The sequence below is a fragment of the Actinomadura vinacea genome, from assembly GCF_039532545.1.
Lineage (GTDB): Bacteria > Actinomycetota > Actinomycetes > Streptosporangiales > Streptosporangiaceae > Spirillospora > Spirillospora vinacea.
Genome location: NZ_BAAARW010000016.1, coordinates 205,316 through 231,009, shown reverse-complemented (window position 1 = coordinate 231,009; position 25,694 = coordinate 205,316). Strand labels below are relative to the sequence as shown.

General features: G+C 71.0%; 24 protein-coding genes. 19 read left to right on the top strand and 5 right to left on the bottom strand.

Annotated elements, in window-relative coordinates:
• Positions 1 to 22: 22 nt before the first annotated feature.
• The 7 genes from eccD (ABD340_RS22315) (at position 23) to ABD340_RS22285 (ending at position 7,099) form a co-directional block, all read left to right on the top strand.
• The gene (gene eccD / locus ABD340_RS22315; RefSeq protein ID WP_344591293.1) at positions 23 to 1,420 is read left to right on the top strand and encodes a type VII secretion integral membrane protein EccD; all 1,398 of its coding nucleotides are present in this window, start codon (positions 23 to 25) and stop codon (positions 1,418 to 1,420) included.
• A gap of 9 nt (positions 1,421 to 1,429) precedes the next feature.
• Positions 1,430 to 2,836, top strand: a complete 1,407-nt coding sequence (gene eccB / locus ABD340_RS22310; RefSeq protein WP_344591292.1) for a type VII secretion protein EccB — start codon at positions 1,430 to 1,432, stop codon at positions 2,834 to 2,836.
• A gap of 297 nt (positions 2,837 to 3,133) precedes the next feature.
• Positions 3,134 to 3,454: a WXG100 family type VII secretion target gene (locus ABD340_RS22305; RefSeq protein WP_344591290.1), complete on the top strand. Its 321-nt coding sequence runs from the start codon at positions 3,134 to 3,136 to the stop codon at positions 3,452 to 3,454.
• A gap of 44 nt (positions 3,455 to 3,498) precedes the next feature.
• Entirely contained in the window at positions 3,499 to 3,792 is a 294-nt protein-coding gene (locus ABD340_RS22300; protein ID WP_344591289.1) for a WXG100 family type VII secretion target, read from the top strand.
• Positions 3,793 to 4,039: 247 nt separating this feature from the next.
• The gene (locus ABD340_RS22295) at positions 4,040 to 4,360 is read left to right on the top strand and encodes a hypothetical protein (protein WP_344591288.1); all 321 of its coding nucleotides are present in this window, start codon (positions 4,040 to 4,042) and stop codon (positions 4,358 to 4,360) included.
• Between the two features lie 35 nt (positions 4,361 to 4,395).
• The gene (locus ABD340_RS22290; RefSeq protein WP_344591287.1) at positions 4,396 to 5,598 is read left to right on the top strand and encodes a hypothetical protein; all 1,203 of its coding nucleotides are present in this window, start codon (positions 4,396 to 4,398) and stop codon (positions 5,596 to 5,598) included.
• 103 nt (positions 5,599 to 5,701) lie between these two features.
• Positions 5,702 to 7,099 carry a S8 family serine peptidase gene (locus ABD340_RS22285; protein WP_344591285.1) on the top strand — a complete coding sequence of 466 codons (1,398 nt, stop codon included), beginning with the start codon at positions 5,702 to 5,704 and terminating at the stop codon, positions 7,097 to 7,099.
• 30 nt (positions 7,100 to 7,129) lie between these two features.
• Here the strand turns inward: ABD340_RS22285 and ABD340_RS22280 are convergent, their stop codons facing one another.
• The 3 genes from ABD340_RS22280 to ABD340_RS22270 all read right to left on the bottom strand — a co-directional run bounded on the left by ABD340_RS22280 (position 7,130) and on the right by ABD340_RS22270 (position 9,636).
• Positions 7,130 to 8,008: an ADP-ribosylglycohydrolase family protein gene (locus tag ABD340_RS22280; protein ID WP_344591284.1), complete on the bottom strand. Its 879-nt coding sequence runs from the start codon at positions 8,006 to 8,008 to the stop codon at positions 7,130 to 7,132.
• Positions 8,009 to 8,074: 66 nt separating this feature from the next.
• On the bottom strand, positions 8,075 to 8,863 hold the full coding sequence (locus ABD340_RS22275) for a hypothetical protein (protein ID WP_344591282.1): 789 nt from the start codon (positions 8,861 to 8,863) through the stop codon (positions 8,075 to 8,077).
• Between the two features lie 125 nt (positions 8,864 to 8,988).
• Positions 8,989 to 9,636, bottom strand: coding sequence for a hypothetical protein (locus ABD340_RS22270; RefSeq protein ID WP_344591280.1), 648 nt, complete (start codon positions 9,634 to 9,636; stop codon positions 8,989 to 8,991).
• An 842-nt stretch (positions 9,637 to 10,478) separates the two neighbouring features.
• On the opposite strand from ABD340_RS22270, the gene ABD340_RS22265 reads away from it, so the two are divergent.
• From ABD340_RS22265 to ABD340_RS22255, 3 genes are read left to right on the top strand one after another with little or no spacing between them, the layout of a single operon-like run.
• Positions 10,479 to 11,672, top strand: a complete 1,194-nt coding sequence (locus ABD340_RS22265; RefSeq protein ID WP_344591279.1) for a MinD/ParA family ATP-binding protein — start codon at positions 10,479 to 10,481, stop codon at positions 11,670 to 11,672.
• Entirely contained in the window at positions 11,669 to 12,130 is a 462-nt protein-coding gene (locus tag ABD340_RS22260; RefSeq protein ID WP_344591277.1) for a hypothetical protein, read from the top strand. The genes ABD340_RS22265 and ABD340_RS22260 overlap by 4 nt, the downstream gene beginning before the upstream one ends.
• A gap of 26 nt (positions 12,131 to 12,156) precedes the next feature.
• The gene (locus ABD340_RS22255) at positions 12,157 to 12,306 is read left to right on the top strand and encodes a hypothetical protein (RefSeq protein WP_344591275.1); all 150 of its coding nucleotides are present in this window, start codon (positions 12,157 to 12,159) and stop codon (positions 12,304 to 12,306) included.
• Positions 12,307 to 12,338: 32 nt separating this feature from the next.
• Here the strand turns inward: ABD340_RS22255 and ABD340_RS22250 are convergent, their stop codons facing one another.
• Positions 12,339 to 13,289, bottom strand: a complete 951-nt coding sequence (locus ABD340_RS22250) for a DUF6177 family protein (RefSeq protein ID WP_344591273.1) — start codon at positions 13,287 to 13,289, stop codon at positions 12,339 to 12,341.
• Between the two features lie 176 nt (positions 13,290 to 13,465).
• On the opposite strand from ABD340_RS22250, the gene ABD340_RS22245 reads away from it, so the two are divergent.
• Positions 13,466 to 14,947 (top strand): S8 family serine peptidase, encoded by a 1,482-nt coding sequence (locus tag ABD340_RS22245; protein WP_344591271.1) that lies wholly within the window; start codon positions 13,466 to 13,468, stop codon positions 14,945 to 14,947.
• A gap of 157 nt (positions 14,948 to 15,104) precedes the next feature.
• Here ABD340_RS22245 and eccCa read toward each other — a convergent pair whose 3' ends face one another.
• Positions 15,105 to 19,124, bottom strand: a complete 4,020-nt coding sequence (eccCa, locus tag ABD340_RS22240; protein ID WP_344591269.1) for a type VII secretion protein EccCa — start codon at positions 19,122 to 19,124, stop codon at positions 15,105 to 15,107.
• 215 nt (positions 19,125 to 19,339) lie between these two features.
• Here eccCa and eccD (ABD340_RS22235) point away from each other — a divergent pair, with 215 nt between their 5' ends.
• From eccD (ABD340_RS22235) to ABD340_RS22200, 8 genes are all read left to right on the top strand, one after another.
• The gene (gene eccD, locus ABD340_RS22235; protein WP_344591267.1) at positions 19,340 to 20,707 is read left to right on the top strand and encodes a type VII secretion integral membrane protein EccD; all 1,368 of its coding nucleotides are present in this window, start codon (positions 19,340 to 19,342) and stop codon (positions 20,705 to 20,707) included.
• Positions 20,708 to 20,714: 7 nt separating this feature from the next.
• Complete coding sequence (gene eccB, locus ABD340_RS22230) at positions 20,715 to 22,166, top strand: type VII secretion protein EccB (protein ID WP_344591265.1); 1,452 nt, start codon at positions 20,715 to 20,717, stop codon at positions 22,164 to 22,166.
• 210 nt (positions 22,167 to 22,376) lie between these two features.
• A complete protein-coding gene (locus ABD340_RS22225) occupies positions 22,377 to 22,691 on the top strand; it encodes a WXG100 family type VII secretion target (protein WP_344591264.1) in 315 nt (104 codons plus the stop codon).
• Positions 22,692 to 22,705: 14 nt separating this feature from the next.
• A complete protein-coding gene (locus ABD340_RS22220) occupies positions 22,706 to 22,996 on the top strand; it encodes a WXG100 family type VII secretion target (protein ID WP_344591263.1) in 291 nt (96 codons plus the stop codon).
• Between the two features lie 55 nt (positions 22,997 to 23,051).
• The gene (locus ABD340_RS22215; protein ID WP_344591262.1) at positions 23,052 to 23,684 is read left to right on the top strand and encodes a hypothetical protein; all 633 of its coding nucleotides are present in this window, start codon (positions 23,052 to 23,054) and stop codon (positions 23,682 to 23,684) included.
• 59 nt (positions 23,685 to 23,743) lie between these two features.
• Positions 23,744 to 24,883, top strand: coding sequence for a hypothetical protein (locus tag ABD340_RS22210; RefSeq protein WP_344591261.1), 1,140 nt, complete (start codon positions 23,744 to 23,746; stop codon positions 24,881 to 24,883).
• 99 nt (positions 24,884 to 24,982) lie between these two features.
• The gene (locus tag ABD340_RS22205) at positions 24,983 to 25,384 is read left to right on the top strand and encodes a YbaB/EbfC family nucleoid-associated protein (RefSeq protein ID WP_344591259.1); all 402 of its coding nucleotides are present in this window, start codon (positions 24,983 to 24,985) and stop codon (positions 25,382 to 25,384) included.
• Complete coding sequence (locus ABD340_RS22200; RefSeq protein WP_344591258.1) at positions 25,381 to 25,689, top strand: WXG100 family type VII secretion target; 309 nt, start codon at positions 25,381 to 25,383, stop codon at positions 25,687 to 25,689. Before ABD340_RS22205 ends, ABD340_RS22200 begins: the two co-directional genes overlap by 4 nt.
• The last annotated feature ends 5 nt before the right edge of the window (positions 25,690 to 25,694 follow it).

Sequence of the window (25,694 nt, the reverse complement as noted above, 5' to 3'; positions counted from 1 at the left end):
GCGAACAAAGTGAGGGAGATCAGTGGCTACAGTCACGGGGGCGGAGTTGTGCCGGGTCACGGTCGTGGCCCCCAAACGCCGCATCGACATCTCGCTGCCGGCACACGTCCCGTTCGCCCAGCTCTTCCCGGCGATCCTGCACTACTCGGGCAACCAGATGGCGGACGCCGGGCTGGCGCACGGCGGCTGGGTCCTGCAACGCCTCGACGAGGCCCCGTTCGGCGGCGGCACCACGCCCGCCCAGGCCGGCCTGCGCGACGGCGAGGTGCTCTACCTGCGGCCGGGGATGTCGCAGCTGCCCGAACTCGCCTTCGACGACGTCGCGGACGTGGTCGCGACCGCGCTCAAGGACCGGCGCGACCGCTGGCGCCCGGAATGGACGCGCAACTACTCGCTCGGCGTCGGTGCCGGCGGCTCCGGGGTCGCCGCGGTGATGCTGCTGCTGGCCGGACCGTCCTGGATCGTCCCGGCGATCTGCGCGGGCGTGATCGCGCTGCTGCTGGTGGTCGCGGCCGTGTCGGTCTCCCGCGCGGCGGGCGACACCCAGGCCGGCACCGTCCTCGGCTTCGCCGCCATGCCGCACGCGTTCCTGGCCGGGCTGCTGGGTCCCGCCCGCGACACCGCGTTCGGCGACTTCGACGCCCTGAACGTGCTGGCGGGCTTCGGCGCCGTGGTCCTGGTCGCGATGATCTGCGCCGCGGCCGTGTCCGACGGCCTGTCGGTCTTCTGGGGGACGGTCGTCGGCGGCCTGCTCGCCTCGATCGGCTCCGGGGCGGCGCTGCTGTTCGACGATCTCGATCCGGCCGGCATCGCCGCGTTCGTGGTCGTGGTCGCGATGATGCTGACCCCGCTCACCCCGACGCTGGCGTTCCGGTTCTCCAAGGTGACGCTGCCGCCCGTCCCGCAGAGCGCGGAGGACCTGCGGCGCGACACCATCATGGTGGACGGCCGGCAGGTGCTCACCCGCACCGCGCAGGCCGACCGGTTCGTCACCGGCTTCACCGTCGGGCTCGGGCTGACCGCGTTCCTCGGGCTGATCCCCTCGGCGTTCGACGACGGCTGGCTCGGCCCCGTCACCGCCGGCGTCATCTCGCTGCTGATGCTGCTGCGCTCCCGGCTGTTCCGCGGCCGCACGCAGCGGCTGGCGCTGCTGGTCCCCGGCATGGCCGGGCTGGGCGTGCTGGCGATCGCGATCGCCTGGGACGGCTCCATGCTCACGATGGTGGCCGCGGGCCTGGTCCCGGTGCTGGCGCTGACCGCGACCGTGGTCGGCGTCGGGCTGTGGCTGCCCGGCCGGCGCCCCTCGCCGTTCTGGGGCCGCGCCGGCGACATCCTCGAACTGCTCATGCTGATCGCGCTGGTCCCGCTGGCGGCGGGTGAGTGCGGGCTGTTCTCGTTCATGCGCGGGCTGGCCGGTTAGGAGCTCGTCGTGCAGACACGCAAGGACCTGCTGCAGGCCCATCGGCTGATGACCCAGCGCGCCTCGCTCGCGCTGATCTCCGGTGAGCCCGACAACCCCGAGCTGCCGCTGCGCCGGATGAACATCGGCGCGTTCAGCGGCGTCATGATCGCGATCCTGGTGTGCGCGGCGTTCGGCATCTTCGGGATCATCCGGCCGGGCGGTGCCAAGGGCCTCGACAAGCCCGGCATGCTGCTGGTCGAGAAGGAGACCGGGGCCCGCTTCATCTGGTGCGAGGGCAAGCTGTGCCCGGTGGCGAACTACGTCTCCGCCCGGCTGGTCGCGGGCAAGGACAAGAAGAGCCGCCGCACGGTCTCCACCGGCTCGCTCAGCAAGTTCGAGCGCGGCCCGCTGATCGGCATCCAGGGCGCGCCGAACACCCTGCCCGAGCCGAAGAAGCTCACCAAGGCGCCCTGGTCGGTGTGCGTGCGCACGGCGAACAGCACCTCGTCCGGCCGCCAGTCGCTGGTCACGCTGGTGGCCGGACGCAAGGTGGGCGGCACCCCGGTGCGCGACGACCAGGCGCTGGCCGTCGCGGCCGACGGGCAGAACTGGCTGCTGTGGCGCAACACGCGGCTGCGCCTGCCGCCGTACGCGCTGCCCACGCTCGGTGCCACCCCCGCCCAGATCTCCGGCAAGTGGTTCGACTCGGTGTCGCAGGGTCCCGACTACGCCGCGCCGCAGATCCCGGAACTGGGCCGGCCCGCGCAGGGGCCGACCGGGAAGGCGCAGGTCGGCCAGGTGTTCAGCGTCAGCACCTCGTCGGGCGGGGCGTCGTCGTACGTGCTGCTGGCCGACGGCCTGGCGCCCATCACCCCGATCCAGCGCGACCTGCTCGTCGCCGACCCGCGCACCCGTGCCGCGTACGGCGACCAGCAGGCCCAGGCGATCCAGGTGGACGCCGGGCGGGTCAACTCGATGCCGCAGTCGCGGCAGCAGGTGCGCGACGCGCGGCTGGACGGGCAGGCGCCAAAGATGGCGCCGTACCAGGAGACCAGCGCGCTGTGCGCGGTGTACGACGACCCGAGCGGCAACTCCGACGCCAAGCTGACCCTCGGCGGCACGCTGCCGTCCCCGCCCGGCGGGCAGCAGCCGGTGGGCGCGGACCAGCTGGTGTTCCCGCCCGGCAGCGCGGCGCTGGCCGGCCGGGTGCCGAGTCCGGGCAAGGCGAACGAAGTCAATACCTACTACCTGGTGGCCGAGGGCAAGCGATTCCCGATCAAGGACCCGCAGGCGGCGGAGAGCCTGGGATACGCGCTCCCCGGAAACGCCGCCAAAGTCCCGGCGGGCGTGCTGGACCTGATCGCACAAGGGCCGGTGCTGGATCCGTCGGCGGTCTCCACGACCGTTCCTCTGAACGCTCAACAGGCAAACTGATCAATCTTTTCGGATCGGGTCGAACTGGACGTGATCTGGATGCGTCTAAGTAAGTGAGTAAATGAAGGATCGGGCTGGAGAAGTGAGACGTCTGTCTCGGAAGGTAAGGGATGGACATATCACGATCAAGCCCCTAGCCTGGAGTTGAAGTGTGTGCTGTGGTACGCGACTCCCCGCCAAGATCATTCAAAGGGGTTTTCGTGCCGCGGAAACCGGGGGCCTATGGCGCGTTGACCCGGGCGCCTCTGCCCTGCCGATCCCCACGGGTCTCGGTATCAAGATCGCTGGAGGTGACGGATGGGGCAGAACTCTGCCGCCGACAGAGCAGCAATGCAGCAGGCCGCCGAGGACATCGACGCGTCGGCGAACATCATCAAGGGCCTGAAGGTCCAGCTCTTGCAGCACAAGGACGAGGTCCGCGCGGGGTGGGAGGGTAACGCCTCCATGACCTTCGACAAGGTCTTCACGGCATTCGACCAGGACTTCGGGAAGGTGCTGGCCGCCCTCGAGGGCATGTACACGAGCCTCACCCAGAACAAGATCACGTACGAGTCCAATGAAGAGATGACCGAGCAGGCTGTCAACAAGGTGCAGGACCTGCTGAACAACCGCACCTGATCGGCCCTTCCGACTCGGTTATCGGCACTGGATAAAGGAGAAAGATGGGCGACTACACCAGGGCGAATTTCAATGTCCTGACCGAGGGGGAGGCCCAGTTCACCAGGGCCGCCCGCGCCCTCATGGACGAGCTGAGCGACCTGGAGGGCAAGCTCAAGTCCAAGCTCAACATGTGGGAAGGCCAGGCGCAGGACGAGTACTGGAAGTTCCAGGGGCAGTGGCAGGCCGCCGCCCAGGACATGCAGCGGATCACGGGCGAGCTGGGTGCGGTGATCAGGAACGCGCACGACAACTACCAGGCGGCCGAGAAGAAGAACTACGGCGTCTGGGCCGGCTGAGCGCCGCTTTGGCGAGCAGTACCCGGAGTGCTGGGACGTGGCGGGCCCTGGTCGCATGTGGCCAGGGTCCGTTCCGCCGGTTGGAAGTCCGAACCGAGTGAGCTTCTGAGCCGTCTCATCTCCCGGGCGGCCGATGGGGAATAAGAGGTCGGCAATGGCCGACAGGAGGTAATCAGGGATGGCACCAGCTCCTGAAGGTGGAGGCAGCTACCCCCGGAACCTGCCTCAGGCGGGCCGGGAAATCAAGATGGACCACGATGCCCTGAAGACGATCGCCAACCGTCTCCAGGAAGACCTCGACCGGCTGCGCGACGCGCGCTGGAAGGAGGCCATCGAGGACTACGGCAATCCTGGTCAGGCCGCGATCGGCAACTACTCGGCGGGCACGGGTCTGCACAACACCACGCGGACGGCGCAGACGGCGATCGGCACGACCTTCTCCTCGTTCCTCGACGCCTACCAGAACGTGATCACGGCCCTTCGCGACACGAATACGAACACGCGCGACGCGGACGACGATTCGCAGGCCGGCGCCAACGCCGTCGGCGGTTCCCGGTTCGCCACATGAGCGTCTCGAGTTTTTCACCGAGAGGGGTGAAGTAAGTGTCACCACCACCCGCTCCGAGTGGGGGGCCCGGCGGCCAGCAGCAGATCCGCCAGGACGTCGGCGGCGCCTCCGACGGCATCGGCGGCTGGAACAGCCTCAAGATCTGGGAAGACCAGTTCGACAAGCTCAAGGAGCTGGTCGACGCCATGCGGCCCGGCACCGTGAAGACGGCCGGTGAGAAGTACACCGGCATGAGCAACGCCATGTACGACAGCGTGTCCCTTCTGCACAACCAGTCGTACAAGATCATCGAGGCCTGGGGCGGCGACGACGCCAGGCAGGCGATGGAGCAGATGAACAAGGCCTACCGCGCGGCCCTGGAGGTCTACGAGAAGGGCCGCGCGACCGGGCAGGCGCTGACAACGCACGCGCAGACGCAGACGCAGTGGCAGCAGGCGTACGGCTCGGGCAGCGCGACCGACAGTTGGGTCCGCGAGGTGGCCCGCTGGGGCGCCGGGCCGCTGGTCCCGGCCAGCATGGTCACCAGCTTCCTGGCCAACAACATGGGCGCCGGCGAGGCGATGCACCAGGTGAACGTCGGGACCGAGCAGTCCAACGACAGGTTCCCCGAGGGCATCCGCCAGGACATGCCCCAGACGAACCCGAACGTTCGCGACAACACCCCCGGTCCTCCCGACACCCCGGGCGGGCCCGGTTCGCCGAAGATGCCCGGTGGCGGCCCCGGTGGCGGTCCCGGCGGGATGCCGTCGGGCCCAGAGGCCGGCGATCTCCCCAAGGGCGGCGTGCCCCAGCCTCCGGAGTACCCCGGCGGTCCGGACGGTCCCGGCGGGCCTGACATTCCCGGCGGTCCGGGCGGTGGCCCGGGTGGCATCCCGGGCGGCGGGGGCGTCCCGGGCGGTGGCCCCGGCGGGCTCGGCAGCGACCTGGCCAGCATGCCCGGCGGCGGTCCCGGCGGCGGCGCCGGCGGCGGGCTCGGCGGTGGGGCTCCCGGCGGCATGCCGGGCGGTGGTCCCGGCGGCGGGCTCGGCAGTGCCGGCGGTGGCCCCGGCGCGGTCCCCGCGGGCGCGTTCGGAAAGGGCGGCATGGGCGCCGGCGGCATGCCCATGGGCATGCCCATGGGCGCCGGTGGCGGAGCCGGGGGCAACGACAACGAGCGCGAGCGTTCCACCTGGCTCACCGAGGACGAGGACGTCTGGGGCGGTAACGACGACACCACTCCACCAGTGATCGGCGCCTGACGCCAGACCGGGACGTCGACGACGTGATGACAGTGCGGGCAGGCCAGGAATAGCCTGGCCTGCCCGCGCCTTTCTTGGCGATCGCGGTGCGCGAGGAGTTCTGATGCGGCGTTGGAGCCGGGTTGTGGCCAGGTCGGCGCTGGCCTTGCTCGTGGTCGGAGGGGTGGCGTCACCGGGCTCGGCGGCGGCCGCGGCCAAACCGCTCCCACAGCAGTGGTGGTTCACCAGCTGGGGCGTGCAGGACCGGCTCTGGCCGTCGTCCAAGGGCCAGGGAGTGACGGTGGCGGTCATCGACACCGGCGTGCAGTCCGCTCTTCCCGACCTGTCAGGCGTGGTCCTGCCCGGGATGGACGCGGAGGGCGGCGGCGGTGACGGCAGGACCGACGTCGACCGGACCGAGTCCAACGGCCACGGCACGGCCATGGCCTCGCTGATCGCCGCGCAGGGGCGCGGCACCGGGCTGCTCGGCGTCGCCCCGAACGCGAAGATCCTGCCCGTCGTCGCGCAGAGCAAGCCGGCCTACGCCAAGGGCATCCGGTTCGCGGCCGGCCGCGGGGCGAAGGTCATCAGCCTCTCCCAGGCCGTGGCCGGGCCCTGTCCGGCCGATCTCCAGGAGGCGGTGACGTACGCGCTCGGCAAGGACGCGGTCGTCGTCGCCGGCGCCGGGAACGACGGCAACGGCTCGAACAGCTCGATGTCTCCGGCCAACTGCGCGGGAGTGGTCGCGGTCGGTGCGGTGGACGGTCAGTTCCGGCCGTGGGCGAAATCCCAGCGCCAGTCGTATGTGACCGTGGCCGGGCCCGGTGTCCAGACGAGCGCCATCCTGCGGGACGGGAAGGTCTCCTTCGGTAACGGGACCAGTGACGCGACCGCGTTGACGTCGGCGGCGGTCGCGCTGGTCAGGTCCAAGTTCCCGAACATGTCGAACCGCGAGGTCGTGCAGCAGGTCATCGGATCGGCGATGGACGTCGGCCCGCGGGGCAAGGACGACCAGACCGGTTTCGGATTCATCCGGCCGTACCGCATCTTGAACGGCACGGTGCCGAAGAGCGGGGCGAACCCCGTGTTCGACGCGTACGACCGGATGGCCAAGAACGCGCAGAAGACCGAGGCGCCCGCAGCGGGTGACGGGCCCAAGGGCGGGGCCGATATGGCGAGCGTCATCGTGCTGGCGGCGTGGGCCGGCCTCGGCGCGGTGCTCATCGTCGTCATGCTGTTCGTGGTGATGCGGCGGCGGAAGAAGGGCCGGCCCGCTCCGGTGGGGCCGGTGCCAGGAGCGACGCCGAGCTTCGGGGCTCCGTATCCGCCGCAGGGCCCGGGGCCGCACGGTCCAGGTCCGCAGGGGCCGGGGCCGCAGCCTGGTTATCAGCAGGGCTACCCGCAGCAACCGCCTCAGCCAGGTCCGCCACACGGTCCGCCACACGGTTCTCCGCAGGGGCCCCCGCCAGGTGGGCTTCCGCCGCAGACCTACCAGGACATCCCTCAGCAGCCGCCGCAGTGAAACGCGGAGGCGTTCGTCAACGGGAGACGGTCACAGCGTGAACCAGCGGGGAAGCGGTTCGCGTGCCTCGAGCCATTCCGTCGGGACGCACAGCGCGCCATGGTGGGCGGCGATGACGCCGCCGACGATCGCGGCCATGGTGTCCATGTCGCCGCCGACCAGGGTGCAGGTGCGGATGGCGGTCTCGTAGTCGTCCAGGTGCTCGCCGATCGTCCAGAGGGCGAAGGGGACGGTGTCGGGCGCGCTGATTCTGGAGCCGTTGCCGACCTCGTCCGCGACCTCGGACGCGGGCCGGTCGCGTAGTTCTCCGGCACGCCGGATCCCGTCGTGCACGTCGCCCGCCGGTGTGTGCGCGAGGACGGTCTCGAACAGGTCCGGGACGGCACGTCCGCGGTGGGCGGTGACGTGGGCGGCGGCCACCGCGATGGCGACGCCGCCGGCGATGCCCTCGGGGTGGGCGTGCGTGACCTCGGCGGACGCGGCGCCCTCGGCGGCGGCCTTCCGGAGGTCGTCGTGGAAGTAGGCGCCGAGCGGGGCGACGCGCATGGCGCCGCCGTTGCCCCAGGAGCCGGCGCCGTCGAAGAGCTTGGCGTTGATGGCGCGCCAGCCGCCGCCGTGGAGGACGTGGTCGATGAACTGCAGGGCGCCCATTCCGTAGTCGCGGAACGTCTCGGCGTGTGCGGCGAACGCCTTGGCCAGGGCGTTCTGGTCGACCGTCCCATGGCGGTCGAGGACGTCCAGGAGGGAACAGGCCATCTGGGTGTCGTCCGTCCAGGACCACACTTCGGGCGGGTGGATGGGTGCCCTGACGCGAAGGTGCGGCGGGAAGGCCTGGTTGCCGACCGCGTCCCCGACGGAAAGGCCCGTCAGGGCGTCGATCGCCAGGGCCAGCCGGGTGCGGTCTGTCATGATCAAATTATCGTCCAGGCCGCCATGGAGTGGCAATTAGGTTGTTCATCCGAAAACGGCCGGGAGTCAGCCCCGGCAGGTGGTGCAGGACGCCAGATATTGGACGATCTCCCGCGCGACCGTACCGGCGTCCTGGAGCGCCCGCGCCTGGCCGGTCGCGACCTTCCGGCCGTCCTTCTCGTCCGACATCGCGAAGGAGAAATCGACGAGCGTGTTCCCGGTGCGGACCATGACCAGGACGCTGCCGGACTCGTCCGAGCCGTCCTTCGAGGTCGAGTAGGCGGCGAACGCCTCGTGGCCGACGCCGGGAAGGTTCTGCGGGGTGACGCGCTTCTGCTGCAGCACTCGGTGCGAGGCGAGTTCGCGCTTGGCGGTGTCGGCGCCGCTGGCGACGGTGTCGTCCTGGTAGGCGGTCATCTGGAGCGTCAGGTGGCGGCCGGGCCGCCCCATCCAGCGGCACCCGGCGCGCGGGTCGGCACCCGGCTGAGCGGAGGGGATGGTCTCGGCCGACGGGATCAGCCTGCCGACGGTGGCGGCCGTCACGACCTCGCACGGGTCGGCGGGAAAGGACCGGATCATCGGCTTCTCGGCGGAGTGCCGGACCTCGCCGACCTTGCCGTTCCGTCCGGCGAGATCGCGCGCCGCGACGGCGATGACGGCGACCGCGAGCACGGCGAAGACGCCGGCGACGACGAGGAAGGCCTTCCGCCGGCTCCGTGACGCCCGTGGAGGCGCGGGCGGCGGGCCGTTCATAGGCGGAGGCGGGGCGGGGCGCGGCGACGCGTCCTGGGACGGCAGGAAGTCCGGTCTTGCCGCGGGACGGGCTGGTGGCGCGTTCTCGGGGCCCTGCGTCACGGAGCGCTCCTGCGATGTGGCCGTGCGGCTGGTCGTGCACGCGAGCGTAGCAACGCCCTAGGACACCGCCGGGAACACCGAGAGCCCGGGGCCTTGGGGGCTCCGGGCTCTCTGGGGGTGGGTATTCAGTTGGCCCAGGTGAGAGTGTTCGCGACGTCCACGCCCAGCTCGCCGGCGGTGTTGAAGACGGTGCCGGTACGGCTGCCGGGGTCGCTGCCGCTGGCCCAGTAGCCCTGGGCGTAGATGACGTACTCGCTCCTGGTCCAGCTACGGGTCCAGGACGGCGGCGTGCGGGTCAGTGCGGGCAGGCCACTGCCGGGCGGCGGGAGGAGCAGCGTCGGGTTGGCGCCCTCGCTGGTCTCGTCGCTGACCGCGGCGGCGGCGGTGGCGTCGGCGAACTTCAGGATGGAGACGACCGTGATGATGGTGCGGGTGGAGTTGGAGTAGAGCGCGGAGTCCATGTTCTGGACGCACGCGTTGCTGCGCAGCGCGCCCAGCAGGTCGGCGTCGGCGCGGCTGATGCAGCTGCCGTTGCGGATGACGCCGGCCCGCGTGAAGGTGTTGCCCTGCGCGGTGCTGATGGTCGGCTTGAGGATGGTGCTCATGTCCGACGTGGTGGCCTGCTGGGAGGAGTTCGTCGACGGGCTGGCCGTCGTCCTCGTGGCGATCGGCTCGTTGTCGTCATCGCCGTCGCCCCGCACCACGAAGAACACGCCGGCGCCCACGATCACCAGTACCAGGAGGGCTCCGACGATGAGGAGGGGGATCAGCACGCCGCCGCCTCCACCGCCGGGGGGCGGGCCTGGGGGCGGAGGCGGGAAGCCGGGGGGACCGTATGGGGGACCTTGCGGCGGAAATCCCGGTTGGCCGGGCTGATACTGGCCAGGCCATTCAGGGGGGTTCATCGCAGCTCCAGGCCGATAGTCATGTCAAAGCTGTGTTTAGCACTAAAGATCGGGCAAGACTACCCGGATAACCGGTTCCGGCACACGGTGGACCTGCGAAACGGCGAGCTGGAACACCTCTGGTCACTTCCTGCGCTCCGATCCGGCCCGGGTTGGCGCTGCGCGAGATCGCCCGAGTCTCGTAGGCTTGCGACGGAGAAAGGAGGCAGGTGTCGGACTCGGGTTGGCAGCAGGGCGTGCTGCATGATCTTGGCGCGTCGCAGCGAGGTCTCGCGGTCCTCGAACCGGGAGCGCCGGACGCGGATCCGCCCCCTCCCCCCGCGGTGGAGCGGTCCGAACCGATGTCCGCCGCGCCGGAGCCTGCCACCGCCCCCGCGGACGCGGTGCCACCGCCCCCACCTCCGCCACCTCCACCGCCCCCGCCGTCGTTCGTGACGCCGCAGCCCGCGGCCGAGGCCGCCCCGCCGCCTCCGCCCGCCCCGCCGGCGCCCGCGCCTGTTCAGGACGCACCCGCGCCCGCGGAAGACGCCCCCGCGCCTCAGCCTGCGCCTGCGACCCTCCTGGACGCGCCTCCACCGGCGCCGCCCGGTCCTGAGCCGGCGCAAGACGCACCCGCGCCTCCGCCTCCATCTCCTCCTGGGCCGGTGCAGGAGGCGCCCTCGCCGCCTCCGCCCTCGCCTTCTCCTCAGCCGCCTCTGCCCGATCCCCAGGTGGCCGCACCGCCGGGGCCGCCGCCTCCGCCGGCTCCTCCGCCGTTCCTGCAGCCGGACGTCGCGTCCCAGCAGAGTGCCGGCGAGCAGCCCGCGCAGGAGCAGCCACCCGAGTACCCGTCGATGGTGCGTCCCGAGACGGGTGCGTTCGGCGCGTCACTGGCGTTCGGTTTGCTCGCCGGGGTCGACCCGGACGAGCCCTTCGTCGCGGAAGCGGCGCCGCCGGGCCCTGCCCAGCAGGCACCCGCGCAGGAAGCCGCCGCGGCGGCGGGCCACCAAGGGCCCCGCCCGCCCGCTGAAGACCTGGTGAGCAAGGACCAGCACGGCGACCGGCTCGTCCGCCGGGTGGGCCGCGGGATGCGCAAGGCCGTCGGCGGCAACTCGTCGCGGGACGCCCAGTGGCAGGCCGCGTTCGCCGAGCTGATGCAGCATCCGGTACCCAGCTGCCGGCAGCTGGCGGTGGCCAGCGTGCGCGGCGGCGCGGGCAAGACGACGATGGCCGCGCTGCTGGCGACCGAACTGGCCCGCCACCGCGGCGACCGGGTGCTGGCCGCCGACGCCGACGCCGAGCTGGGCTCGCTGCCGCTGCGGCTCGGCGTGCACGCCGAACGTTCGCTGTTCGACCTGGCCGAGACGAACCCGCGCTCGTTCGAGGAGGCCGCGCAGTTCCTGTCGCGGACCGGCGACGGGCTGTGGGTGATGTCGTCCACGCGCGGCGGCCGGATCGCCGGGGAGTTCACCCTCGACACCTTCCAGACCGCGCTCGGCGCGGTCAACCGGTACCTGTCGGCCGCGGTGGTCGACTGCGGCGCGGGCATCCTGACCGAACTGAACCGGGGCATCCTGGCGGCCTCGCACGGGCTGGTGCTGGTCACCCCCGGCACGGTGGACGGGGCGCTGAGCGCGCGCGGCGCGCTGGAGTGGTTCGCCACCAACAACGAGCAGGGGCTGCTGTCGCGGACGGCCATCGCGATGGTCTCGCACGCCCCGCAGGCCAACACCAACCTTGAACGCGCCCAGCAGATGCTCACGGCCTGGGGGCTGCCAGTGGTGCACGTGCCCTACGACCGGCACGTCGCCACCGGGAGCGCGCTCGACATGACGAAGATCTCGGCAGCGACCCAGAAGGCCGTGAACCGGATCGTGCACGAGGTCTTCGCCCGTTCGCTCTCCGCGCCCGGAGCGTCCCGATGAGCACTGACCTGATCGCGCTGGTGCGCCGCCGTCCGGACGTGCACGCCGTGGCCGACGGCCTGGTCGCCATGGGGGAGCCGCTGGAACTGCGCGGCGGCGAGCCCGAGCCGACCCGGCTGTACGACGCGGAGGGCCGGCTGCTGGTGTCCATCGAGGATCCGGTGCAGGTCATGCTGCAGAGCGAGGTCGCGCGGCTGCTGGGGCCGGAACTGGCGTCCCGGGTGTCGACGCCGGTGTGGTGGGTCGACGTGCGGGCGGTGGGCGACCTGCCCGACGCGGTGCGGATCGCGCGCAAGTTCACCGAGGCGCTGGTGCACTGGGTGGGCGGTACGAGCTATCCCGACGGGCAGCCCGACGCACCGGCGCTGAGCTGGCGCGCGACGGACCCGTCGGAGCCGGACGCGAGCCCGTCGAGTGTGGAGGACACGGCTTTTCCCGGCGGGGTCATCGGCGGCTGATCGCCGGGGATTGCACGAAGCGGGGCATGCGCCGGATCGGGGCGGTCGGCTGCAACCTGCGTGAGCACGGCCTTCCGCCGGAACCCGGGTTGGTGGCCCACATCCGTGGCAACGGCTTCGAGCTGCCCGACGTCCTCAAGCACCTCGGCAGCGGCTTCGAGTCGGGGCCGTCGTGAGCGATCTGCCTCGCGAAGGTGGCGGGGGCCGGTCAGGCGTGCGCCGCGGTGGACTGCAGGTGCTGCATCAGCATGCGGTGGCGCTGCCAGCCGTCCGGGGAACGGCCGTCGCCCAGGGGGAAGAGGGTGAGCGGGTTGCCGGCGGGGCCGACCTGCTGGCCGGGGAGCCCGGCGGGGCCGGTGACGGTGCCGGTGACGGCCATGCCGATGGGGGCGGCGGCGCCCGTCCAGCGGGCCTCGACGGTGAGGTCGGCGCGGCCGGGGATGAGCTGTGCGAACAGCGAGGACAGCGGTTGCGCGGCCCCCATCGCGCCGATCAGCGAGGGCAGGTGCTTCAGCGGCGGCGTGTCCTCGGGGGCGTAGCCGACGGTGACCGTGGTGACCTCGGAGACCGCGCCGCCGTCGGCGGCGAACTCGCCGACGGCCTGGGCGGGGCGCGGGCCGTCGCCGACGACGATGAGCCGGGCGGCGGCGCGGCCGCGCACGTACTCGGTGAGGCGGTCGGGGTGCCACGGGTGCTGGAGCGGCTCGGCGGGGCCCCAGCCCGCCGGGGCCTTGCCGGTGAGCAGTTGCAGCAGCCGTTGGACGGGGCCGCCGAGGGCGCCGCCGGATCCGTGCCGGAGCCGGTAGGTGAGGCTGAGCTGGGCGCCGATCGGGGCGGTGGGCCTTGTGGTGAAGCCGGGGGCGTAGTCGCGGGCCTCCGGGACGGGCATGAACGTGCCGCCGCTCCATTGCAGGGGACGCCCGGTGAGGCCCTCGTAGTATCCGTCGGCGTTGCGTACGACCCACTGGACGCCGGGGCCGGACGCCACGACGCGCAGGGGCAGCGACAGCCGTGAGTCGAGCGGGGTGACCAACTGCAGGGTACGGCCGGATTCGGCGCAGTCGCCGATGGCGTCGGCCATCCAGGTGGTGAGCGGCACGACGGGGCGATCCTGCAGCAAGACCATGGCCTGGTCGGTCAGTACGTCTACGGTGCTCATCTTCACCCGAGTCTAGGGCCTGTCTCGAAATGGCCTCAGGTACCGCGCGGGTGCGTCACCTGGCCTGTGAAGCCATGCAGGAGGCGAGCGTAACCGGCAGGATCGCGCTCGCCCCGGGACTTTGAAGCGCAGTCTAGCCGCGCTCCGGGGTGCGTCCGGGACAGGGAGCACGGCTGGTGCTGGGCAGCCTCACAAGTTACGGCTTCTGGCGCGGCTCGACGGCTGGATCGACCGCCGCGCCGGGTGGGCGGCTCAAGGTGGTGGAACTGGACGCTGAGGCGATGCGTCTGTCCTCCGATGAGCTCGGCCGACTGCTGGTGCCGGCGGCGAACGCGGCGCTGGACGACGCTCGTGCCAGGCAGGCCGAGCCCGCGAAGGAATCGAACGACGAGGCGGCCGGGCAGCCTGGCCGGCGGTCGAACAGTGATCAAACGGGCAACGGGAGACTGAGCATGCGCGTCGCTGGGGTGGTGGCCGGAGCCGGGGCCGTTCTACTGACCACGGCGCTCGCGCCGCCGGTCGCCGTGGCGGCCGGGGCCGCGCCGGCGGTGCGGGCCGGGGCGCCGCCGTGCAATCCCGCGCAGGGCCGGCCGGCCGGTCAGATCAAGCAGCAGCCCTGGCCGCAGCGCCGCCTGGACTTCGAACAGGCGTGGACGGTCACCCGCGGCGAGGGCGTGACCGTCGGGGTCGTGGACAGCGGGATCAGCAGCAGGCATCCGCAGCTGGCCGGGAAGGTCGTCGCGAGTTTCGACGCCACCGGCACCACCCCCGAGGACTGCTTCCAGCACGGCACCGAGGTGGCCGGCATCATCGCCGGCAGCGACCTGCGGCAGACCCATGGCGTCCCGTTCGTCGGGGTGGCGCCGCGGGTCAAGCTGGTGAACGCCAAGTTCGCCGCGAGCGAGAGCACCCAGGACAACACGCTGCTGCCCAAGGCGATCAAGTGGGCGGCCGACCGCGCCCAGGTCATCAACGTCTCGGTGACCGCGCCCGACACCCCGGCGCTGCGTGCGGCGGTACGGTACGCCCAGAGCAAGGACGCGCTGATCGTGGCGGCCGCCGGCAATGTCACCGACCGGCAGCGCGGGCAGGAGCAGCAGGCATACCCGGCCGGTTACCCGGGGGTGCTGTCGGTCGCCGCCGCCGACGAGGCGGGCACCATCGCCGAGTTCTCCAACCTGAAGACGCGAGTGGACGTGTCCGCGCCCGGTGTCGGGCTCGTCTCCACCGGTCCCACCGGGTACATCGGCGGGCTGGGCGGCACCAGCTTCGGCGCGCCGTACGCCTCGGGCGTGGCAGCGCTGGTGCGGTCCCGCCACAAGAAACTGAACTACCGGCAGGTCATCCAGCGGATCAAGGGCACCGCCGAGGGCGATAACGGCAGCGGCAGCGGCAGCGGCATGATCAGCCCAATGCAGGCGGTCAACGGGCTGTTGAACGCCGGCCCGGGACACCCCGGCCGGCAGCGGGTGCCCGGAGCGATCGAACTCGGCGGGGCGGCGCCCGTCGACCACCGCTCCCGCGCCATCGCCGGCGGCATCGCGGCCGGCGCGATCCTGCTGGCCCTGCTCGTCGCGTTCGGCGGCGTGGTCATCCCGCTCGGCCGCCGTCGCGGCTGGCGCCCCGCCCGCGGCCACATCGCCGCGAGCGACGACTGACCGGCGCCCGGAGCGGAGCGGAGGGCGACGGTCAGTCTGCCCTTGCCGGGGAGTCTGAGGGGTCGCCCCCTCAGAAAGAAACTGACCTGACGTCGACCCGCGGCGTGTCCGCCGGGAACACCTCCCGCGGAGGCGAACACGCCGCGAGTCAACGGCCTCACCGGGTCATCGTCGTCGAGGTGGCACCGCCCGGGCGGCCCAGGAAGGCGGTCTGGATCAGCCGCCGGCCCGCGCGCCTGTCGACGAGGACGCCGCGGCCGGGCGGCTGCGGCGAGGGGCGCACGTCGCCGAACAGCTTGCCCTCCTCATCGCTGCCGGACATGATCAGCGCCGGGCCGGCCATGTCCTTCATCCGCTGAATGATCGGGTCGTACATGGACCGTCCCAAACCGCCCATCGCACGCGACACGATCACGTGCAGGCCGATGTCGCGGGCCTGTGGAAGCAACTCGGCGAGCTGCGCGAGCGGGTTGCCGGACGGGGTGGCCACCAGGTCGTAGTCGTCGACGATCAGGTACAGGTCCGATCCTGTCCACCAGGACCGGCTGCGCAGCTGCTCGGGCGTCAGGTCGGACGGTGGGAGTCGGCTCACCAGCGCCCCGTGGATGTCCTTGAGCAGGTCCTCGGCGGCGGTGGAGGACGCGGCGTAGCCGATCACATGGTCGCCCCCCTCGGCCACGTCCAGCAGGGCGCGGCGGTAGTCCACCAGGACGATCCGGGCCTCGTCGAGGCTGTTCCGCGCCTTGATCGACTGGACCAGCAGCTGCAGCAGGTTGGACTTGCCGCACTCGTTGTCGCCGACGACCACGAAGTGCGGGTCGTTGTCGAAGTCGAGCAGGACGGGCGACAGCGTGTCCTCGTCGATGCCGATGGGGATCCGCTTGCCGGTGTCGGCGACCGGCGGGAGCTGCGCGGCCGGCAGCACGGCCGGCAGCATCCGCACCGGCGGCGCGCCGGGCCGGCCGCGCCAGCCCGCCGTGACCGTCTCCACCAGGTGCCGCAGGCCGTCGGTCATGTCCTCGGACGTGCTCCGCCCGTCGATGCGCGGCAGCGAGGTCAGGAAGTGCATGCCGTCCCGGTTCAGGCCGCGGCCGGGGCGGCCCTCCGGCACGTTCACCGCCAGCTTGCGGTCGATCTCCGACTCGTACGAGTCGCCGAGCTTGAGCTCCAGCCGGGTGCCGAACAGGTCACGGATGGTGGTGCGGAACTCCGACCACTTGTTGGTGGCGGCGATGACGTGGACGCCGAAGCCCAGGCCGCGCGCGGCCAGGTCGGTGATGGTGGCCTCGACCTGCTCGAACTCATGGCGCATGGTCAGCCAGTTGTCCACGACGAGGAACACGTCGCCGAAGCCGTCCCCGGGGATCTCCCCGGAGGCCCGCAGCCGCCGGTAGGTGGCGATGCCGTCGATGCCGCGCTCGGTGAAGAACCGCTCCCGGGATTCCATCAGCCCGGCGACCTCGGCGACCGTGCGGCGCACGCGGTCGGGGTCGAGCCGGGTGCCGACGCTGCCGACGTGCGGCAGCCCTTCCAGGCCGGCCAGCGAGCCGCCGCCGAAGTCGAGGCAGTAGAACTGCACCTCCTGCGGCGTGTGCAGCAGCGCCAGCGAGGTGATCAGTGTGCGCAGCGCGGTGGACTTGCCGCTCTGCGGCTGGCCGACCACGCCCACGTGCCCGGCCGCACCGGACAGGTCCAGCCACATCGGGTCGCGGCGCTGGTGGAACGGGCGGTCGGCGATCCCGGCGAAGGCGTGCAGCCGACCGCGCCCGTCCCAGCCCGCGGTGGTGAAGCCGAACTGCTCGGTGTGCGCCAGCCCGGGCAGCGCTTGGTCGAGCGTGCCGGGCTCGTCCAGCGGCGGCAGCCAGATCTGGTGCGGGTCGGGCCCGGCGGCCGCCAGCCGCTTGACCACCAGGTCGAACAGGACCTCCTTGGGGCCGTCCTCCGTGGGGCCGGCCTGCTGCGGCTGCTGCGGGAGCTCCGGCGGACGGATGTACTCGGGCCCGAACGCGGTGATCTGCGGGGCCGTCTTGGGGGCGTTGCCGACCGACGACCGCTGGGGGTCGGTCTGCGGCTCGTAGGGGCCGGAGACGTAGGCGGCGCGGAACCGGGTCATCGTCTCGGTGCCGACCTTGAGGTACCCGTGGCCGGGTTCCTGCGGCAGTTCGTAGGCGTCCGGCACGCCCAGCACCACACGCGACTCCGCGGTCGAGAACGTGCGCAGGCCGATCCGGTACGACAGGTGCGTCTCCAGGCCGCGCAGCTTGCCCTCTTCCAGCTTCTGGGACGCCAGCAGCAGGTGCACGCCCAGCGACCGGCCCAGCCGCCCGATCATGGTGAACAGCTCGGCGAAGTCGGGCTTGGCGTCCAGCAGCTCGGAGAACTCGTCCAGCACGAGGAACAGGCTCGGCATGGGCTTGAGCGGCGCACCTTGCTCGCGGGCCTTCTCGTAGTCGCGCTGCGAGGCGTAGTTGCCGGCGCTCCGCAGCCATTCCTGGCGGCGCACCATCTCGCCGTGCAGCGCGTCGTACATGCGGTCGACCAGGGGGAGCTCGTCCTGCAGGTTGGTGATGATCGCCGAGACGTGCTGGAGCCCCTCCATGCCGAGGAACGTCGCGCCGCCCTTGAAGTCGACCAGGACGAGGTTCAGCGTCTCGGAAGAGTGCGTCATGACCAGGCCGAGCACCAGCGTCCGCAGGAACTCCGACTTACCGGAACCGGTGGCGCCGATGCACAGGCCATGCGGGCCGAAGCCGCCTTGCGCGGCCTCCTTGATGTCCAACTCGACCGGGCGGCCCTCGGTGTCGGAGCCGATCGGGACGCGCAGCCGGTTCCGCGGCGCCCGCGGCGGCCAGGCGGTGCGCGGGTCGAGCGCGCGGAGGTCGCCGGTCTGCATCAGCTCGGGGAACGCCAGCGGTGCCGCCAGCATGTCAAGTTCCTCGGCGCCACCGCCCGCGGACGCGCTGGCCCGCAGCGGGGCGAGCTGCCGTGCCAGCCCGTCCGCCTGGACCTGCGACAGCCAGTCCGGGCGGCCCAGCCGGGTCTGCCGGTCGCTGCCGGTGCGGTCGCGGCTCAGCATCGCCATGCCGTCCTCGGTGACCCGCAGCCGCAGCATCGTGTTGTCGGCGGTCGGGGTGACCGTGCCGCTGAGGTCGATGACCAGGACGCCCTCGATGCCGTCCGCGCCGATCTGCGAGTCGGGCGGCACCGCGCCGCCGTCCACGATCACCACGTGGTAGGGGAGGTCGTTCGGGGACATCCCCGGAGAGAAGCGCGGCCGGTCCTTCAGCTCGGCCGCGAGCATCCGCTCCAGCATCGACAGCGACGGCGCGATCAGCCGTACCGGCCCGGCCGCGTCGTTGTCGGTGGGGTGCATGGCGTGCGGCAGCCACTTGGTCCATTCCCAGTGCCGCACCGTCTCCCGCGACGCGCACACCGAGATCCGCAGGTCGTCGGGGGAGTGGAAGGCGGCGAGCTGCACCAGCATCGCCCGCACCATGCCGCGGATCACGTCCGGGTCGCCGGTCGGCAGGATCCGGGCGAACGACGGCATGGCCGCGGAGATCGGCAGGTTCGGGACGGTGGAGTGCGCCCGCACGAACCTGCGCAGCGCGCTCGCCGTCATCGGCTCCAGGTCCTCGACCGGCTTGGTCTCCGGCGGGACCACCTTCACGGCCAGCTTCTGCGGGCCGTACCCGATGCGGATGTTGCCGAAGTCCTTGTCGGCCGGGCGCCGTTCCCACAGCCGGTTGCTCATCACCAGCGACCACAGCGACTCCGGCGGCGGGCTGTTCCACTCCAGGGCCTCCCGCTGCTGCTCGGCCGCTTGGCGGACCTTGCCGCGCACCTGCCCGAGGTAGCGGTGGTAGTCGCGGCGTTCGGCGTTCAGCTTGGACTTGCGCTCGCCCGAGCCCCGACCCAGCTGCCCGATCATCATGACGCCCATGGCGAGCGCCATGCCGCCGCTGCTGACCATCATGATCGGGTTGCGGGTGCCGCCCCCCAGGAAGGTCAGCCCCATCATGACCGGCATCACGATCATCGGGAGAAAGGTCAGGACCTGCTGGAAGCCGGCGCTCTGGGCCTCGGGGAGTTCCGGCGGCGACTCCAGCAGGATTTCACCCTTCGGTTCGGGCGGCGCCTGCCTGCGCTCTGGCCGCCGTACGAGGATGGTGCTCACGTTGGGATTCCTCCGTAGGCAGGATTTGCGTGTCGGTTCCCGCATGCAGTCGGCATGCGCCGCACGGGAACGTAGCGATAGATTTCCGTACGATCGGGTGATCATTATCCTAAGCTGCGCATTGTGACTGCCAGTGGCACTGTAAGACGAGTCAGTCACTACCAGAGGGACTTGGAGGACTCGTGAACACGTCGGCCGCTCCCGCGCTTTGCCGAGTGACGATCGTCGCGCCGCGACGCCGTGTCGACCTGTCCATGCCGGCGGACGTGCCGCTCTCGTACATGCTCCCCACGCTGCTGCGCGCGGCCGGGGAGAGGCTCGGCGACGCGGGACTCGCCCACTCCGGCTGGGTGCTGCAGCGCTTGGACGACCCGCCCTTCGATCCCGCCCGCGACCTGACGGCGCTCGGCGTGCGGGACGGTGAGCTCCTGTATTTGCGGCCGCGCTCGGCGCGGTTGCCCGAGCTGGCGTTCGACGACGTGGCCGATGTGGTCGCCAGCGGGATCCGGGAGCGTCCAGACCGCTGGCGGCCCACCACCACCCGCTCGTTCGGGCTCGGTGTGGTCGGCGCGGCACTGCTGGCCGGCGCGGTGGTGATCGTTTTGTCGGGACCGTCTTGGAACGTTCCAGCCATCGCCGCCGGGGTAATCGCGCTGGTCACCGTGATCGCGGCCGGGGCGCTGTCGCGCGCACTCGGCGACGCGGGCGCGGGCGCGGTCCTCGGGTACGCGGCAATGCCCTACGCGTTCCTGGCCGGGCTGCTGGCGCCGGCACGCTCCACCCTGGAGCTGAACGCGCTCGGCTCCCCGCACATGCTGGCCGGGTTCGGGGTGCTGGCGTTCACCGCGGTCGTCGCGGCGTTCCTCGTCGTGGACGGGTTGCCGGTCTTCCTGGGCGCGGCCATCGCGGCGCTGTTCGGCGCGGTCGGGTCGGCCGTGGTGTTCTTCGCCCCGAGCCTGGAGCCCGCCGGCATCGCGGCCGTCGCCGCGGTCATCGCGATGGCGTTCTCCGCGGCGATCCCGTCCTTCGCCTTCCGGCTGGCCCGGGTGCCGCTGCCGCGCATCCCCGCCAATGCCGCCGACCTCAGGAACGACACCGCGTCCGTCGACGGCCGCGGCGTGCTGGCCCGCACCGACGCGGCCGACCGGTACGCCACCGGCCTGATCTCCTGCGTTGCGATGATCGCCCTGGGCGCGCTGGCGTTCCTGTTCAGCGCCGGCGGCTGGGCGGGCGCGGCCACGACCGGCGCGCTGTCGCTGTCGCTGCTGCTGCGCTCCCGGGTGTTCCGCAGCATCGCCCAGCGCGCCTGGCTGATGGTCACCGGGCTGATCGGACTGGGGCTGCTGGCCGTCGGGACCGCGCTGAGCCACGGGCAGGCGGTGTCGCTGGCCGCCGCGCTGGTCCCGCTGCTGCTGACCGGCGGCATCGTGACCGGCCTGGTGATGTGGCTGCCCGACCACCGTCCCACCCCGTTCTGGGGCCGGGCGGGCGACATCCTCGACGTGATCATCGTGGTCTCACTGATCCCGCTGGCGCTGGCCGTGCTGGACGTCTACGCGCGCGTGCGCGGGCTGGCCGGGTGAGCGGCTGATGGAGCAGAGCCGGAGGGATCTCCACCAGGCGCACAACCTGATGATGCAGCGGGTCGGGCTGGCGCTGCTGAGCGGCGAACCGGACGCCGCCGAGTCACCGATGCGCCGGAACACCGTGGCCGCGCTGTCCGGCCTGGTGATCGCGATCGTGCTGGTCGGGGTGGCGGCCATCGTCGGGTTCCTGCTTCCCGGCGGCGCCAAGGGCCTGGACAAGGGGGACATGGTCATCATCGAGAAGGAGTCCGGCACCAAGTACGTCTACGACACCAACTCCAAGAAGCTGCTCCCGGTCGCCAACTACGCCTCCGCGCTGCTCGCGGTGAACAAGCAGGGCACCAAGTCGCGTTCGGTGTCGCGCAACTCGCTGACCGGGTTCGAGCGCGGCCCCATGATCGGCATCCCGAACGCGCCCGACTCGCTGCCGGACGCCAAGAAGCTGATCAGCGGCCCGTGGTCGGTGTGCGTCCGCGAGGCCGATCCCGGCAACGGGGTGCGCCGTTCCATGACCACGCTGGCGGCGGGCCGCGAGGTCGGCGGCCGGACGAGGGGGGCCGACGAGGCGCTGCCCGTGCGGGCCGGCACGGAAAGCTGGATCCTCTGGCGGGACCGCCGCCTGAAGCTGCCGCTGCCGCCCGCCCAGATCTCCGCCATCACCGGCGGCGCCCCGCCCGTCCAGGTGGCGCCCGCCTGGCTGAACTCGATCCCGTCCGGTACCGACTTCGCGGCCCCGCAACTGCCCGGGCAGCGCGGCCGCGCGGTGCGCGGGCCCGGTGGCCGGCCGGCCCGGGTCGGCCAGGTGTACCGGGCCGACACCGGCGGCGGCGTCAACTGGTACGTCATGCTGGCCGACGGGTTCGCGCAGATCTCCGAGACGCAGGGCCGACTGCTGCTCAGCGACCCGCGGACCAAGGCCGCCTACCCGGGTCGCCTCGCCGAGGCGCTGCCCACCGACCTGCCCTCGGCCACCTCGATGCAGTCGCGTACCCGGCTGTTCAGCGACGGACTCCCCGCCACCATGCCCAAGTTCACCGCCTGGAACCCCGCCGAGCCGCTGTGCGCCGTGTACTCCGGGGGCAAAGAGACCAATGCCAAGCTCACCATCGGGGGCTCGCTGCCGCCGCCCTCGTCCACCGCGCTCGGCGCCGGATCGGGCGGCGGCGCCGCCGTCGACCAGCTGGTGCTGCCCCCGGGCGGGGCCTCGCTGGTGCGGCAGGCCCCCGGTGGAGCGGCCAACGCCACGGGCACCGGCGCGGTGGGCTCCCTGTCCATCATCAATGATCAAGGAATGCGCTTCGCGATTCCGTCGTCCGAAATAGCCGCCAATCTGGGTTACGACGCAGGACATGCCGCCCCGGTTCCCGCGAGTGTTCTTCAACTCATTCCCAGCGGCCCCGCCCTGGACCCCAGGGCGGCCACGATGCCGGTACGGAACTCCAGCTCAGGGGGTTAGTGGAGTGATCTTCGCGTGCTCCGGCGGAGCCCTTGGGCAGAGCCCGCGGCGCTTGGACGAAATTCGCTATCCGGCTGCCCTGGACATTCCGCAAGATCACTCCTAGGGTAGGTAGCCAATTTGGGTGCCTGGAACGTTCCAAAGTGCTCGCCTCAGAGGGGCGGGGCCGGCCGCGCCGGCGGGGCACCCACATCGCATCGGAGGTGAAACATGGGCGACCAGTCAGCACAGGATCTGGAAGGGATGCGGCAGGCGGCTCAGCGCATCGAGCGGTCTATGGGCGTCATCAAGGGGCTCAGGGGCAGGCTCGAGAGCCAGAAGGGCCAGATGATGACGGGCTGGGAAGGGCCGGCCGCCCGGAATTTCGATTCGCTCTCCAACGATTACCTTGGGCGGCTGAACGATGTGTCGCAAAGGTTGAACGCGATCCACGGGAAGCTCACGGAGAACATGAAGGACTACGAGCGGAGCGAGCAGCAGCAGCAAGAGGAAGTCGGCAAGATCGCAAGCATCATCAATCACTGACGGCGGGGACTGGCATGACATATATCCGGGTGAACGCGGCTGCCCTGCAGCAGGGTGAACAGGACTTCAAGCAGGGTGGCAACCAGCTGAAACAAGAGCTGACCGAGCTCCATGCGGACCTGCAGAAAACCCTGGCCCAGTGGGAGGGCAGCGTCCAGCAGGCGTACGAGTCGCAACGGCGGCAGTGGGACGAGGACGCGAACCGGAACGCCGAGACGGGCCTGAAGATCTCGCAGCTCATCAACGCGGTAATTGGAACGTACCAAGACACCAACCGCAGGGGCGCAGGTGTCTGGCAAGGCTGATCGGCCTCGCGAGAAGGGCGGGGTTCGGATCCGATGGTTTTGGTGGAGGTGAGAAGTGGGTTCACCAAGTGCTGGGGCGTACGACCCCGATGGTGGTCGAAATGACGGCAGCCGTACCGGGAATCTTAATGATTACGATCGCGAAGCAGTTGCGGATCTTACCAACGAAAGAGTCCGGCAACTGTATGACCACTACAGATCTTCCGGCCAGATAGAAAAGCACCCGGAACTCGCTGCTCAGTACCGGCTGAACCAGCGGGAGGAGCAGACCGGCGGAAAGACCGTCGAAGTCGAGAACTTCGACGGGTTCGAACAGAAGCCGGCCCCCGGCCGCCCGGGCTGGAACAAGGCGGCGGCAGAGGGTTTCAAGTTTGATGGGGACGCGCTGCGGTCCCTCAGTAAGACCATAGGCGATGATTTGCAGAGCCTTACCGGACGCCGCGACGGATTTCGCTTTCTCCAGACGTGGCCGGGCCCGGACGGGTGCGGCGGCGATGCGGGCAACCACACTAATGGCAGCAAGATGAAGGTGACCTCCGACCGGATCCGCGCTGCCGCCGAGGTGCAGTTGACCGCCGTCATGGATGCCATGAACGGCATCATGGAGAACTTGCGGGCCACCTGCGACCAGGTGGAAGACGGCGAGCAGGCCAACGTCGGAATGGTCAAGGAAACCTGGCGGGTCTAGCCGCCGGCGGTGTCGCGGCAGAGTCGGCTTTGTGTACGCCGTCAGGAAAGGGGGACAAGGTGACGGTTCCGGGTAAGGGCAGAGAGGAAATCTGGACCCAAGGCGCGGACGAGCAGCCCGCAAGATCGGAGGGTATCCCCTTCGGCGAGGTCAAGATGCGCTTCGTAAAGCTGGGCGAGGGTCCGGCGCAGAATTTGGGTAAGTGTTTTCTCGAGGCGGCCAACGCGCTGCGGGATTACCAGGGGAAGCTTGAGGGCTATGCCGACACCTTGATCGCGAACTGGGAGGGGAAGCCCGCCCAGCTGGCTCTGGACCAGTTGCGCAGAGTGTACGAGACCTGCAGTAAGACCGCGGATGTGTTTCTGACGGCGGCCAGGGCGTACACATGGCTCGGCTCAGAGATCCTGCCTTTCTACAAGGATCTGGGCCTGACCATGCAGGACGGCATGCTCAATACATCGGGAGACAACGAGTACGCCGCTGAAAGGTTGAGGGCGCTGCACGGGCGTGTCGCTCAGGCGCACAACCTTCTCCCGCAGGGCATCGACAGGGACCTGCCGGATCCGCCTCCCCAGAAGCCTGCCGGCAACACGCCCCGCCATCCCGGGGGTGCCGCGAGTCCCGCCGGTACCGCGAGCACACCTGGCGGCGGTGGCGGCTTCGGAGGCGGGGGAGCCGGGGGAGCCGGCGGCTACCCCTTCAGCCCCAACGCCCCCGGTTCGACTCCGTACCTGAGTCCTGCCGGCTCGCAGTTGGCCTCGGCCGCCGCTGGTCCCATCGGTGGTCCCGGAGATGGTCCCGGCGGCTTCCCCACGTACGGCCAGCCCGGTTTCGGCGGGAGCCAGCTGTCGAGCATGGGGGATGGTTCTTCGCCACCTGGCGGCGGTTTCGGCGGTGGCGCCGGAGGCGGCATTTCCAGCGGAGGCAACCTGCCGGGCGGTGCTCCGGGCGCCATGCCGATCGGAGGCCCGGGAATGGCCGGCATGGGAGGCACCGGCGGAACGGGGCCCGGGGCCACCGGTCGCGCGGGGACGGCAGGGATGTCCGGCTACCCCATGGGGATGGGACCGATGGGTGGGCCCCCCGGTGGGCAACCAGGCCAGGGCGAGCAGGAACACACGAACAACTACTTGCAAGCGCAAGAGGATGACGTCTTCAGCGCGGATGACGACACCTCCCCTCCCCTGCTGGGCGGCTGAGCTGGGTTGAGAAGCACGCGCGTGCGCGGACGGCTGTTGGACGGCCGTGAAGGCTTGCGGGCCTGACGGCGAGGATCGGAACGCAGGGGGTTTTGCCGCATGCGTGAGGAATGGCAACTGCACATCGACGAACTGCTCGACCAGTACAAGCAGCAGCGGCAGCAACTGGCGGACATGCAGGCCAAGCTGGCGTCCATCGGCGCCACCGGCGAGGCCGCCGACGGGATGGTCAAGGTCACCGTCGGTGCCCAGGGACAGCTGACCGACGTCGAGTTCGATTCCCGCGTGTACCGCAAGCTTTCCTCGGAGGAGCTGGCCGAGGCCGTGCTGGCGGCGTCCAACGACGCGGCTCGGCAGATCGGCGAGCAGCGCCGGGAGGCGATGTCCGGCACCGTCCCCGATGAGGTGCTCAACGGCGGCATCGACAAGCTGCTGCCCGATGCCACCGCACTTACCGACTTCGAGGCGGTCCGCGCACGATACGGCCTGCGTGCCCGATGACCGGTTTCAAGGTCGATCCAGAAGCGCTCCGCCGCTGCGCCCTCCCTTTTGAGACGGCGGAGTCGTCGCTGCGGGAGCTGGCGGCAACGGTCAAGACCGCTGTTTCCGCCGAGGGCGAATGCTGGGGCGGCGACAAAACCGGTGCCCAGTTGGGAGCGACCCTCAAACCGGGCCAGGAGGCTGCCTTGAAGGCAATGGAGGACCTTCCGGGCAACTTTCGGAAGATAGCGGACAGCATCCTCCGCATGGCCGACGAATTCGAGCGTGGCGAAGGCCGGAACGAAGAGGCCATCGGGAGCGTATGAGCCAT

What these genes read in the sequence shown, in the direction of transcription:
- ABD340_RS22305 (WP_344591290.1), top strand. Translation starts at nt 3,134, where the DNA reads ATGGGGCAGAACTCTGCCGCCGACAGAGCAGCAATGCAGCAGGCCGCC.
- ABD340_RS22300 (WP_344591289.1), top strand. Translation starts at nt 3,499, where the DNA reads ATGGGCGACTACACCAGGGCGAATTTCAATGTCCTGACCGAGGGGGAG.
- ABD340_RS22295 (WP_344591288.1), top strand. Translation starts at nt 4,040, where the DNA reads ATGGACCACGATGCCCTGAAGACGATCGCCAACCGTCTCCAGGAAGAC.
- ABD340_RS22285 (WP_344591285.1), top strand. Translation starts at nt 5,702, where the DNA reads ATGCGGCGTTGGAGCCGGGTTGTGGCCAGGTCGGCGCTGGCCTTGCTC.
- ABD340_RS22280 (WP_344591284.1), bottom strand. Translation starts at nt 8,008, where the DNA reads ATGACAGACCGCACCCGGCTGGCCCTGGCGATCGACGCCCTGACGGGC.
- ABD340_RS22260 (WP_344591277.1), top strand. Translation starts at nt 11,669, where the DNA reads ATGAGCACTGACCTGATCGCGCTGGTGCGCCGCCGTCCGGACGTGCAC.
- ABD340_RS22255 (WP_344591275.1), top strand. Translation starts at nt 12,157, where the DNA reads ATGCGCCGGATCGGGGCGGTCGGCTGCAACCTGCGTGAGCACGGCCTT.
- ABD340_RS22250 (WP_344591273.1), bottom strand. Translation starts at nt 13,289, where the DNA reads ATGAGCACCGTAGACGTACTGACCGACCAGGCCATGGTCTTGCTGCAG.
- eccB (WP_344591265.1), top strand. Translation starts at nt 20,715, where the DNA reads ATGGAGCAGAGCCGGAGGGATCTCCACCAGGCGCACAACCTGATGATG.
- ABD340_RS22225 (WP_344591264.1), top strand. Translation starts at nt 22,377, where the DNA reads ATGGGCGACCAGTCAGCACAGGATCTGGAAGGGATGCGGCAGGCGGCT.
- ABD340_RS22220 (WP_344591263.1), top strand. Translation starts at nt 22,706, where the DNA reads ATGACATATATCCGGGTGAACGCGGCTGCCCTGCAGCAGGGTGAACAG.
- ABD340_RS22205 (WP_344591259.1), top strand. Translation starts at nt 24,983, where the DNA reads ATGCGTGAGGAATGGCAACTGCACATCGACGAACTGCTCGACCAGTAC.
- ABD340_RS22200 (WP_344591258.1), top strand. Translation starts at nt 25,381, where the DNA reads ATGACCGGTTTCAAGGTCGATCCAGAAGCGCTCCGCCGCTGCGCCCTC.